This window comes from Spirosoma agri, assembly GCF_010747415.1.
Classification (GTDB): Bacteria; Bacteroidota; Bacteroidia; order Cytophagales; family Spirosomataceae; genus Spirosoma; species Spirosoma agri.
Window position 1 is genome coordinate 1 of sequence record NZ_JAAGNZ010000015.1, and the last position, 12,206, is coordinate 12,206.

Sequence of the window (12,206 nt, forward strand, 5' to 3'; positions counted from 1 at the left end):
GGACTTAAATAAGAAGTTTACTAAGATGCAATTGGCAGCAGCTATTTCGCTTAACTCAGCCTACGCTAAAAGGGTGTATGAGTTGTTGTGCATGTATAAAAACATGAAAGACAAGACCTTTAAGCGTAATCTGGTTGAACTTAAAACAATGCTTTGGGTAATTGACCCAAAAACAGGGAAAGACAGTTACCCAAGCTGGACTTGGTTTCAAAGGAATGTGTTAGACATTGCTGTTAAAGAAATTAACGGTCATACAGATATAACATTCAACTACAAACCTATCTACGGCAACCGCCCAGGGCGAGGTCGTAAACCCGTGGTCGAGGTCGAATTTGCGGTCTTCTACCAAGCAAAACCCGAACCTGCTCCACTACCAGACTTGCATGAGCGATTAGTAAAGCTGTTCCGACTACGGCCCGATCAGGCTGATACTATCTTGGCTACTCACTCAACCGAGGTTATTAATCGGCAACTTTACGATATTCAGGCCAAAACAGTTGATGGCAAGGTGAAGAATGTAGGCAGCTATACAGCCAAAGTATTTGGCTTAGAAACAAAGGGGAAAGAAAAGTAAGGGGGAAGACAATCTACTATCAGATAAGGGCGTGTAGAGCTTAAAAACGCGCCAAAACTGACAAATCTCACTATCTTGCTCGTATGAAAATCGTTTTAGATATCCCTGATAACAAAGTAGGTTTCATGATGGAACTGCTACGGAGTTTATCGTTTGTTAAGGCTAAGCCTCTCCCAGTTGGTGTTTCCAACGAAAAAGCTCTGTTCCTAGCAGAGCTAGGTGAAGCCGTTGAAGAGCTAAACGACGTATTGTCGGGAAAAGCCCAAGCTCGTGACGCTTACGAGTTGCTCGATGAGTTATGACCTTAAACGGCTGCCGACCTTCTACCGGCAAGCCAAGCGATTAGCCAAAAAATATCCATCGCTAAAAACGGGATTTGCGAACGTTATTTGATTCCCTGAGGGAAGACCCTATACAGGGAGCGGCTATAGGAAAGGGTTGTTACAAAGTCCGCATGGCCATTGCGAGTAAAAAGCAGGGTAAGTCAGGAGGGGCGTGGGTAATCACCTTTGTTAAGGTGACTCAGGAAGCAGTTTATCTGCTGGCCGTTTACGACAAATCTGAAAAGGAGAATTTAGATTCAGGCGAATTAGACACTTACTTAGATCTAATCGAAGATGACTCAGCGACCAAATAATCGGTGCCATAGGCTACGCTTATTGGCTGTTGATTCCTCAGCTTCAGGTGAAGGGAGTCTTTTCTGTAAATCGCCTAATTGAGCATTTTGCTGAAGTAACAGCTCTTCAATATGACTCATTTTTTGATTAGTCATTTGACTAGTCAGCTGATTAGCCATCGCATTTATAACATCGCCTTGTTCAAACAGACGATTTTGTAGTTGCTGAATCGTCCGGTCACGCTCGGCTACTGATTCCCGAAGTTGTTGGTTTTCCAGTTGCAGCGAATCACTTACTACTAAGGTAGGCAGCGAGGGTACAGACAGAACTTCATACTCTTGCTGTAACAATACCTGGCTAATTTGATATGCTTTCCCTTTAGGTGTATCTTCAGACCGTATATGACTAGTCAAAATATGCTGTTTGACTAGTCGGCGAATAGTCTGTTCAGAACGGCTGTACTGCTGAGCAGCTTCTTTGATTGTCAAGAACTCCTGATTAGTCATTACCCTAACATGATTAGTCACAGGGCCAAATATATGGCTTTGTAGCTCAAACGAGCCATTATCATGACTAGTCATCTCAAATCTTATCTGTACACTAGTGCTGTAAAATTTACTAGTGTAAACCTAATTAGATAAAGTCGCAACGATTGCCGATTCAATAATGACTAGTCATTATTGAATCGGCTCGTAAATAAGCTAGCTTATCATAACAAGGATTATACAACAGATTTTGACCTAAGATAAAGCTCTATTATGGCTTATCTGTTTCTTAATATGTCCTTAACTAAATGGTCTAAATACATAGTCTTGGTTCTTCTGGGATTCCTATTGCTTTTCATCGCCTACAAAATTAATGAAGAGTATAAGGAAGAGGCCTATGTTCAACAACACAGCCCACAGACTACAATGCCCGTTGTCAACAGACGAAAAGGGTGGGGTACTGTGAGATTTCCCAATAAGATCTATGTCCGCCATCAGGGTAAAAAATATACCTTGACTTGTTCGAACAAGTATTTTAGAGAGACCATTAAACAGGATAGCATCTCCGTTCGCTACGATCCATTACGGGACAGAGCTGTATTGGCCGATACTAAGGTGAATACACCCTATGTGCTATTAGTATTAATAGTTTCAGGTGGGCTTATTGCTATTAGTAGTACTATTATTGATCTACGTCGGCAACTGAAGAACGTTACTACCTAACATAATGCCACTTATACAACAGTGTATTTGCAACCTTTTTCGTACTCTCGGGTCAGTTAGTGTATTCATGTAAACTCTCAAAAACTTTAGGACCATGAAAAATCTGCTCTTCACATTGATAGCTGGTGGACTTTTTACTGCTGGATCATCAGTAGCAGTAGCTCAAGTAAAAGCATCATCTCAACAGATACCCGTTTATGAGACAATCAAACCAATTCAACTCAAGATTGCTCCACCAAGAGTTTTCACCAATCAGACAATTAATCTCTTTGATTACCCTGAAAATTCAGTGCTGTATGTATTGAATGGGAAAGAGACGGTAGATAAGGCCGAATTTATGCGTAGAATTAAACAAGCCAAATCCGGTATTGTCGCCAATCGAGTGGTGGTTGGCCCTGCTGATAGCAATCAAAAACGTACCATTGAGATTGATTACGTTGTTCGATAATTTTAATTAAACTAAGAATGAGTAATTAACTGACTCTTATCGATTAAGCATTATTTCACATAACATAAAATTAGTTATGCAACACCTCTAGGAAGAGTACAACTTCCTAACTATGAATGAATTTGTATTTTTATAAGAGAAGATTTTGAAATTATTTTAGTTTGGTTTCCAAGATACACTTGGTAGAAAGCCAAAATATAAAGTAAACTCAAAAATATCAGCGTCAACAGAAGGGTTTGCTTTTTTTACTGCTTCGATGAATCTTTCGAAACTGTCCTCCATTACTGAAGGTGTAATACGAATAGGTTCAAGTTTATCAGTTAAATAAATTACTTGCCAATCTCTTTGCCAACCATAACCAATATTACGAGCCGACGCTGTTAATTTGATTGACTGAATAGAGGATAAAGGGACCGGTTTTCGGCTGCTGTCCACATAAAGAAACTTAGAATCAAAATCAATCGGTTGGTAAAAAAATCCAGAACCATAAGCTATCAAGATGAACACGAATGGAAATAAGAAACCTACTGTTTTGAAGCTCCATAAGCTATTAGAAGAGTAAGTTTCAAAACCTGCAAAAATCAGAGCCATCAATGCTATTAGACCAAATAGTTTTTTGAAATGCTCAGGATAGCTCTTCATCAGATTTTATTGCCAGAATACAAAAACAATAGTACTTTGTTGATAGCCGGTAATTTATACTCTTTCTAGAGGTGTTGTATAACTGATGTTATGTAAAGAAACTCTTCTAAGAAAATTTCACAATTGACATAGATCGTACATCATAGAGAAGTGCAATTTAGTTTGGGGCTGGATATTTAATTACAGGACTGTAATCTACTTTCCATATATCCAATTCAAATAATTTACCGTCTTGGTCAATATTTAAGCTGGTCAATATTGGCACCCCGTCATCATCATCGAATTGTAACTCAGCAACACACTTTAGCATTCTACGATCTAATTTTTGCCTACTGGTATCTACAAAATAGAGACTACCCATCTTTCAATTCGACTACAGTCTGTGCAGATAGATCGAAGGGAGCTATTTCATTATCTTGAGGCTGCTTGATCAATTCTATTATCAACTTTTTCTCATCCTCTCTTAATAGCCTAGCTTCTTCCATCTAAGGTATTTTTCTGTTGTATAAGTGGCATTATGATAACCAAGTCGATAATCAGGATAATAGTATTCGGCCTACTGTACTCACTTGCAGTTCTATTACTGACTCCTTTCCTAGTGACTTGGGGAGCCCCGAAAGCCCTTTGGCAAAAGATACTTGTCTTCTTGTACTCCTTCCCAATTGACATTGATACTGTAGCTAGTGACTACTTTTTTACATGTATCATGCTTGATGGCCTTTTTTGGGGCTTACTTTTAATGGGGTTAGGCAAGTTGGTAAACTATCTTCGGACGCACTTCAAATCGGTTGTATAATTTGATTTATATTAACCTATGCCTTTTTTGAGCAAATAGTACTGCTTAATCTGCTCCTGCAAACGTAGTAAGCTAATGAATAGTAAAATGGCGATTAAGTTAAACGACACAGCTCCTTGCTCTCCAGAATTAATATTGAGTTCAAATGTTGAAAGCCCTATATCGGCCGTCATTTTGAGTTCATCTATAAACTTAATGCCTAGCATTACATACAAGCCAGCACAGTACTTAAATAAGAACCCACCAATCCCAATCATGATGATCTGGAGGCTCTGATTAATGATTGATAAAGGCAAAGCGCGCTTGTCACCATTGAGCAAACCCCATCCACACACGATTGAAAAACCTAAAAGTAAACATCCGGAAGCCGTGAAAATAAGAATGCCTTTGCTGGCTTCATTAGTTGAGAGCGCCCATCCCATCATCAGCAAGCCAACTCCTCCCCCAATGATTTGATAGAAACCAATAGTTCTTATCCTGCGCGTGTATTGAGCAGGTATATCAAGCATATGACTGTTGATCGATTAGGGTGTTATAAGGTTACGTTAAGAGTACTTTACTCGCAGTTAATAAGGAGCAATCTACGGATATTCCATTAACATAATAAAGAGTTTTCTTCTCCCCTCTCCAAAGGATAATTGTGCCTGTCTTCAGGGCTTGAACGGGGTGGTTGATCTGGGAATATTCCCTTAACATAAGATACCTTATATAACAACTCCCCCTAAAGTACAATTTACGCAGGGGCAAAAAAGGAGTGGGAAAGGGGATAAAAAAAACCATCAAAACCGCTTTTTTTCCCTCCGTTCGACCCGCGTCAGCTCATGCCCCGACCCCCTAACCGGGGTCCTCGATTCTGGTACTGATTCAACCGCTGCTGCTGAGCCTGCTCCTGCTGCTGGGCCGTTTCCCGTTGCTGAGCGAACTGCGATAGCGAGACAAGGGCGTGTTCTTGTTTCTGGTAGGCGCTCGTCTGAAAGCCAAAACTAGGCTTGGCTTTGGTCTCCTGCCGGGCATGAATCCAGAAACTATAATGCTTTTCCTGCATCTGGTAATCCAGACCCGAGCCTTTAGGATCATCCAGATAAGCCAGTTTCGCTTTGGCTTCCTTCGCTTCGCTGCTCAATCCGAACCAACTCCCCGCCTGACGGCTTAGCGTCTGCCGTTGTTCAGCGCGCCATTCTACCTGGAACTGGTAGGACTCGCCCGCTTTGATTTGCCCCTCGAGCACCTGGCGCAAGCCATAATCAGGGCAGGCCTGTTTGAGCGCCTGAGCCGTTTTGAGCGTCGGATTCTGGGCCAGCGTTTGGGCAGCCTGCTCGATCCAGGCGTTGGTGGCCCGGATCTGTTCATTCAGCAAGCGCACCCGTTGAACCTGCTGCTGGTAGTCAGCTTGCCACTTGCGCTCAACCTCGCTCAATTCTGGGGCCTTTTTAGGCCCTTCAGGTGACGTTTGGGCGCGGACGACAGGAGTGACTGGTTCAACCGGCTTAACCGCATGAGCGGCCCGTTTTTGCGCTTGTGCCGCCTGTTGCTGCCGGTAGTTCGCTTCGAGCTGCTTCATAATACCCCCGTAGCTGTACTGTCGGGCGATATCGCACCCCTTGAAGGTGTGCCCGTCTTTGGCAAAACTCACCCCCACTGCTTTCCCTGTTTCGTTTTGGCGTACCTGGTAGGTGATGCCCTGCGCCTGGACTCGCTCAGCAAAGGCCTGGCCACTCGAACAGCTGGCCAGCACCTGTTCCAGCGTTTGGCGAATCTGGTGGCGACTCCGATCGGCCCCCTGCAACTGATCAGGCCGCTGCTTGTGCGCGCGCCGTTCGGCCACGGGTGTCAGCTCGTGCCGGATCGAGAGTTCTTTCAACAAGGCCTGAGAACGGGCGTAGTTGTGGCTATCCGAAATCGTTTGGCCCTGGTTATCGACCCGGTTAGCGATTAGGTGAAAATGGGGGTGGGGCTGGTCGTGGTGGCGAATGATGACGTATTGGGTCTGATCCAGGCCCATGCCCTGGACGTAATCCTGAGCAACGGCCAGCATCTTCTCGTTGGTGAGTTTGGCCGCGTCGTCGGGGTTAAAGCTCACGGAGGTATGCCAGACGGCCCGCCCTAGGTCCGGATTCAACAACCGACCCCGGTTAAAGTCAGCCGTCATGCTGGAAGCCGAACTCATTCGAACGCCAACGGCCTCCAGGACTTCGGCTTGTTTCTGTTCCTGGCTGTGCTTATGGCCCTCAAACTGGTAGCGCACGCATCCGCCGAAGCTGGTGCCGATGCTGGTTTTGCCGATCATTTGGCGTAGCGATCTAAGAGTTCGCCTAACTCCCGCACCCGGCGATCCACCAGGATAGCCACCGAGCGAATCCCGTCGGTGTTGGCCTTACGGGCCAACTGGTTCAGGTTGTTGCTCATGGTGGCGATCTGCCGCAGCAGGGTCTCCTGCTCGGCTGTGATCACCGTCACGTCACCCACACACAGTTCCCGGATGACGTCGGCCATGCTGGTGTTGCGTTGCTGGGCCAGTTCCTGCACATAAGCGTAGGAAGCCGGTTCAAGCCGGACTTGAATGGCCTTGCTGCGTTTCTCTTCGTCCTTCTTTTTGGGCCGTCCACCTTTGGCTTTGGCAGCGGGTAAGCGGGGTTCAGGGGTCATAAGACAGCTAAGTCTAAGGGGATAAAGGGGCTCATAAACCGGGTCAGTGGGTGTGTGTAGTGCTGGGCCTTTTGCGACGATAGGAGCAAAAGCAAGACGGTTTGAGGAACGCTAACCCGACGATAGGAAGGTTTAGCGGTACGAAAAACATGGCTTGCTCCTTCCCATCTGCACGTTGCTGTCGCGGCAGCAATACTACGCTACTAGCAACGCAATACCAAACCGTCACACCCCTTTTCCTTGTCTTTGCTTACTAATCTCTCCTTACTATGGCAGGAATCAGGATATATACCTGTTGGTTAGTAAAATAACCACTTACAAACTAAATTTATAGTTGCCGCCTTTTTCCTTTTTTTAGTTTTTGCTTTTTTCCCCTTTCCAATTTGACAGTCTTATTTGCTGCTTTTCCGATTGTGGATAAGCATGATTTTTTTGCCCTTTTTTACTCCTCAAAAACCGGTTTTTTGGCATTTGCACTTTAGCAAATATTACTTTTGCAAACTTTACGGCCTCGTAACTAATTGATTTTTAGTATTTTATAGGGGTATTTTACGAGTAATTGACGGGATTTTACGAGTAATTGACGGCGTTTTCAAGGGTATTTTACGAGTAATTGACGGAAAAAAGGCGTTATAACTTGCATTTATTAAGACTAATTATTTTTTTTACTCGTAAAATGATTAATCATGACGGGGGTAGAGACATTTAAGCAGACTAACGCTATCACTGGGGCCAGATACGATTATACCACAACTGAAAAGCGTTTGGTCTATTTATCCCTGATTGAAGTGATGAAAACTGTTCAGGATGGTATTACAGATGACTTCTTCAATAGAGATCTCGACCTATTTATCGTAGAAGATCAGTTAAAGAAATCAGATCCTAATGACAATCGTTTTCGGGACTATCGTAAGGCGGTTGTTAGTCTGCGCAAAAAGGATTTTTCGATTGATGAAACAGATGGAAGCTGGACAGAAACCGGCTTTGTGACAAGGGGCAAATACAAGAAGAACAAGGGCTTAGAGGTAAGTATTTCGAGAGACGTCTTACCATATCTCTACGAGCTTACAAAGCGGTTTACGGTACTAGACGCTACTGTAGTTATGACCCTAGCAAGTAAGTTCTCTCAGCGATTCTATGAGTGGTGCTGTCAGTGGAGATCAGTCGGCCAGTTCGAATTCACTCCAGATGCTTTGCGAGATGTGTTAATGATTAAAACTCAAACTGGGGATCTCAAGATCTACGTTTTGGAGGTCGCGAAAGCAGAATTGATGAAAATGTATGAGGACGGAGTTAGCGACTTATATTTCACCTACAGTGAAGAAAGAGGGGGAAGAGGTCGGGGAGGGTCTGTGAAGCGATGGATTTTTAAAATTCACACGAAAAAGAAGCAAGTAGCTCAGGAAAGGGCCAAGAATGAGGATGTCGTCTTCGTCATGCGCTTTTTGGGTCAAATCTTTGGTAAAGACTCACCGCTGGTAGATCAAGCCCTAGAAGCCCTTAAAACGCACGAAAATGTAAAGGCATTTGCTACTCGGGCCGATGACTTACAATCTTCGGGTAAACTTGACAAGACCAAAAACAAGCCTGGCTATATCCGCTCAATCCTTCAGAAAGAATTTGGCCTCGACAAGAAGTAGAATACGTTAGCGGATTTATCACTCGTACGTCTATGTCATCCTGTTAGTATAGACCGCTTTTACATAGAGTTGTACTAATAGGCTAAGTGGATGATAGCTTTACTACAAAGTGTAACAATATGTTATTTTATTAGAGCTAAAAAAAACATAAAAGGCGATTAGTTTCCGAAGAAAGTATAGTTCAGTACTACTTAGATAAATCTTATAATATAACATTCATCGAGTAAAATCGAAATACTGTCAAACCTTACATATAATTTGGTTGCCTCCTGAAATACAGGTTTTTATACTATATGATTGGTCTATTTGGCACATTTCCCTAATAAATCCGCAATCACATTACAAACAACATTGAATTGATAAAGTATGTGATATTAAATTAACACTATTAATGCTTTTAAAATAGTGTTGGTAACTAATAATAGTCTTTATAATTAACGATTACAAAAAAGATATACTTATTTGCAATTATTAATTAATCATATACTTTTGGGTAAACATAAACCAAAATGTTATGGAACGTATATACTCTTTAGGGTTACCAAAAGTAGCTCTTGCTTTACTATCGCTAACATCAATTAGCGCTTTCAGCCAGAATAACTATGTTGCTACCACACCAAACTCAGCAACTACTGGTACTAACAACACGATTGTTGGAGTCGGGGCCGGAAGTAGTATAACTGGTGCTCAGGTTAACACATTTCTTGGTTACCAGGCTGGTAATCTGACTACTACAGGCATAGCCAACGTGTTTTTGGGTAGCCAAGCCGGATTAAATAACACGACAGGAAAAGGTAACATGTTTCTAGGACAGCAAGCTGGTGGTAGCAACACAAGTGGCAATTATAATTTGTTTGTAGGGAATAGTTCTGGTAGCGTTACAAGTACTGGCTCAGGGAACACAGCTATTGGTGATGGTTCTCTATTGCAAAACAGTACAGGTACTCAAAACACAGCTATTGGTCAATATGCTGGTGTAGGCAGTAGTGGCAGTGAGAACGTCTTCATTGGCTCGCTTGCTGATGTATCGTCAAGCGGGCTTAATCTAACCAACGCTACGGCTATTGGAGCTCGAGCCCGCGTCAGTCAAAGTAACAGTATTGTCCTAGGAGCTAATGCTAATGTTGGTATTGGTACTTCCGCCCCAGCCAACAAATTGGAAATCACAGCCGGAACGGCCAACAGGTCGGGATTGCGTTTCACCAATTTAACTAGATCATCGAGTTCGCTGTTAGATTTATCAATCACTCTGGCAAACCCAATCGTCAAAGTACTAACGGTAGATACTAATGGGGACGTAGTGCTGGCAGGTCTTGGAGTAAACTTAGGTAGCATTATTGGCGGTCGTGTAGGAGCTCCAGACACTTGGACTGTAGATACCCAGACTTCAACTGTTCAATCAGTTAATAATAACCCAGTCTCTATTGGCGGTGGTATCAAGCGAATGCCAACAGGGTATAAATTGTTTGTTGCAGGAGGAATTTTAACTGAAAAAGTTAAAGTAGCGGTTAAAGACTCAGATGAGTGGGCCGATTACGTTTTCGCTGACAATTATAAGTTGCGTAACCTGAACGAAGTAAGCCGGTTTGTTCAGAAGAACAAACACCTACCGGGTGTACCTTCTGCTTCTGAAGTGGCCGCGAACGGAATCGACCTTGGTAAAATGGACGCCAAATTGCTAGAAAAAATTGAGGAATTGACACTGTACGTGATCGAACTCAAAAAGGAAAACCAGCAAATAAAGAAAGCCATGCGTTCGCTTAGCCAAAACAAACGGAAATAATCATGAGAAGAATTTCTGTTTTCGCACTTCTCTGGGCTACAAGTCTGCTAGCAGCCGCCCAAGACGGAGAACCCATTCGGTCGCTATCGGCAACGTACTATCCGCAATCGCTAGAACGGGCAGTTGTATCACTGGTGGCTAATAATGTTGTTTCGGCGAGCCAACAGGTCGAATACCGGGCTGGAAAATCGGTTGTACTAACACCTGGATTCGAAGCTAAGGCAGGAGCTGTTTTCACTGCTCACACAGGAGCGGTAAAACGCGTATCACTAGAGGGTGACGGCGCATTACTGTCGCTAAGAGGCTATCCAAATCCGTTTGTTGAACGAGCCAATATTAGCTACAAGCTAGCCGATGAGGGGATTACGAGTTTATTTATCACGTCGTCGGACGGTAAAGTAGTTGGCCGCTTGGTCGATAACAAGTTTCAATCGGCCGGTCAGTACGATGTGGAATGGCAGGCCGATCAACTGCCTTCCGGCTCTTATTTATGCGTGCTGGAGGCCAGTGGGAAACGGATAGCCACCCGCCTAATTAGAAAATAGGCTAGTCGTTATGTTAAAAAACGGATATCCCGTGTCAGAGAGTCTGACACGGGATATCCGTTTTTTAACGCACAAAATGTAAATGCATTATCAAGTCCTCTACACTGTGCGCCTGTTGATTCAATGTCCAAATCATTGAGCGAGCACCAAGTCCCTTCATATTGGCAAGAAAGCTGTTATTTGATTGTTCTTACGTTATAACGCCTGATGGAGAATCGTTCGGCCTTGCTTGCTGTTATTTTATCAACATACATTACTTATGGAAGCTGATACTCGGATCATCAGCAACTCGCCCAAATGACCGGGTAGAAGTACATTATGGCTTAAGCGGTAGCTATATCACTACCAGTCCCAATTAATCTCCATAATTGGTCGTCATTGACGCTTACTGACCTTGGCCGTTCAAACCCCGCCGAAGAAGAAGACCAACAACTGGCTCCTCTACCTCTTTAGGTTTTCCGAGTAAACTTATTACCAGTGTTGCGTTACCAAAGAAACTGAGCCTTACAAACTAATTTTATAGTTAGCCGCCTACCTTTTTTTTAGTTTTTGTTTTTCTTTTCTCTTTGTTTTTTGATCCGCTCGTCAGTAATCCAGTGATCAGTTTTTGCTAGCTTTTGTTTCCTAAAAAGCTGTTTTTTCAAGCCACTTTTTCGACAACAAGCTCTTGTGTATTATCAATATCTCTTGTTAAACACTTGTAAGGCAAAAATAAGGCTTATAATTAACTGACTACTAATATTTTACGCTGTGGATAACTTTAATAAAGTGAGGTTTGGTTACTAATAAAGTGAGGTTTGGTAGCAAAAGCAGGCTTAATAAAGTGAGGTTTGGTAGCAAAAGCAGGCTTAATAAAGTGAGGTTTAGTTACTTTTATAATGTTTTAAAATAGTTATATTGATTTATAAAAATCACTTTTTATATTTGCTTGATAATCAGCTAAGTTTATTCAAAATGAATAAGGGAATAGAAATTTGGCAAGATAACGCTCTGACTCTTGCTCGATATGAGATGAGCGAGACGGAAAAGAACTTGTTGTATATGGTTGTCGCTCAAGTTAAGCCTGAGGACTCTGAATCTAAAAGATACCAAGTATCGGTTAATCAGATGGCTGAGATTAACGGTTCGGCACGTTTAAAGGCTGACGCTTACAGACAAGCAACTCGTAAGCTGATAACTCGCGTATTTGAGACAACGCTTTCTGATGGTGACTTTTTGCAAGCCGCTTTCATAACATCAGCACGTTATAAGAAAGGGACTGATATAATTGAGATCGGTTTGTCGCCAGAGGTGAGACCGTTTTACGT

The 12,206-nt window shown here is 42.9% G+C and carries 14 protein-coding genes; 8 read left to right on the plus strand and 6 right to left on the minus strand.

Annotation, left to right across the window (positions count from 1 at the left end; genetic code table 11):
• From GK091_RS29165 to GK091_RS29995, 3 genes are all read left to right on the plus strand, one after another.
• On the plus strand, positions 1-574 hold a 574-nt coding region (locus GK091_RS29165; protein ID WP_164044277.1), incomplete at its 5' end, for a replication initiation protein.
• Between the two features lie 83 nt (positions 575-657).
• Positions 658-876: a hypothetical protein gene (locus GK091_RS29170; protein WP_164044278.1), complete on the plus strand. Its 219-nt coding sequence runs from the start codon at positions 658-660 to the stop codon at positions 874-876.
• Positions 877-1,028: 152 nt separating this feature from the next.
• The gene (locus tag GK091_RS29995) at positions 1,029-1,211 is read left to right on the plus strand and encodes a hypothetical protein (protein WP_317166377.1); all 183 of its coding nucleotides are present in this window, start codon (positions 1,029-1,031) and stop codon (positions 1,209-1,211) included.
• Here the strand turns inward: GK091_RS29995 and GK091_RS29180 are convergent.
• Entirely contained in the window at positions 1,197-1,697 is a 501-nt protein-coding gene (locus GK091_RS29180; protein ID WP_164044279.1) for a MerR family transcriptional regulator, read from the minus strand. The two genes, GK091_RS29995 and GK091_RS29180, sit on opposite strands and share 15 nt — an antisense overlap.
• A 796-nt stretch (positions 1,698-2,493) precedes the next feature.
• Here GK091_RS29180 and GK091_RS29185 point away from each other — a divergent pair.
• A complete protein-coding gene (locus GK091_RS29185; RefSeq protein WP_164044280.1) occupies positions 2,494-2,847 on the plus strand; it encodes a hypothetical protein in 354 nt (117 codons plus the stop codon).
• A 156-nt stretch (positions 2,848-3,003) separates the two neighbouring features.
• On the opposite strand, the gene GK091_RS29190 is transcribed toward GK091_RS29185, so the two are convergent.
• The 5 genes from GK091_RS29190 to GK091_RS29205 all read right to left on the minus strand — a co-directional run bounded on the left by GK091_RS29190 (position 3,004) and on the right by GK091_RS29205 (position 6,931).
• Positions 3,004-3,489, minus strand: a complete 486-nt coding sequence (locus tag GK091_RS29190; RefSeq protein WP_246202474.1) for a hypothetical protein — start codon at positions 3,487-3,489, stop codon at positions 3,004-3,006.
• A 157-nt stretch (positions 3,490-3,646) separates the two neighbouring features.
• The gene (locus GK091_RS30205) at positions 3,647-3,850 is read right to left on the minus strand and encodes a DUF6984 family protein (RefSeq protein WP_394351911.1); all 204 of its coding nucleotides are present in this window, start codon (positions 3,848-3,850) and stop codon (positions 3,647-3,649) included.
• A 446-nt stretch (positions 3,851-4,296) separates the two neighbouring features.
• Entirely contained in the window at positions 4,297-4,794 is a 498-nt protein-coding gene (locus GK091_RS29195; RefSeq protein WP_164044281.1) for a hypothetical protein, read from the minus strand.
• 305 nt (positions 4,795-5,099) lie between these two features.
• On the minus strand, positions 5,100-6,572 hold the full coding sequence (locus GK091_RS29200; RefSeq protein ID WP_164044282.1) for a relaxase/mobilization nuclease domain-containing protein: 1,473 nt from the start codon (positions 6,570-6,572) through the stop codon (positions 5,100-5,102).
• Positions 6,569-6,931, minus strand: coding sequence for a plasmid mobilization protein (locus tag GK091_RS29205; protein WP_164044283.1), 363 nt, complete (start codon positions 6,929-6,931; stop codon positions 6,569-6,571). Before GK091_RS29205 ends, GK091_RS29200 begins: the two co-directional genes overlap by 4 nt.
• Before the next feature lie 686 nt (positions 6,932-7,617).
• Between GK091_RS29205 and GK091_RS29210 the strand changes: the two genes are divergently transcribed.
• From GK091_RS29210 to GK091_RS29225, 4 genes are all read left to right on the plus strand, one after another.
• Entirely contained in the window at positions 7,618-8,571 is a 954-nt protein-coding gene (locus tag GK091_RS29210; protein ID WP_164044284.1) for a replication initiation protein, read from the plus strand.
• A 514-nt stretch (positions 8,572-9,085) separates the two neighbouring features.
• On the plus strand, positions 9,086-10,354 hold the full coding sequence (locus GK091_RS29215) for a TMF family protein (protein ID WP_164044285.1): 1,269 nt from the start codon (positions 9,086-9,088) through the stop codon (positions 10,352-10,354).
• A 2-nt stretch (positions 10,355-10,356) separates the two neighbouring features.
• Entirely contained in the window at positions 10,357-10,899 is a 543-nt protein-coding gene (locus tag GK091_RS29220) for a 3-coathanger stack domain-containing protein (protein ID WP_164044286.1), read from the plus strand.
• A gap of 924 nt (positions 10,900-11,823) precedes the next feature.
• Positions 11,824-12,206: replication initiation protein (locus GK091_RS29225; RefSeq protein WP_317166378.1), on the plus strand; the 383-nt coding region annotated here is incomplete at its 3' end.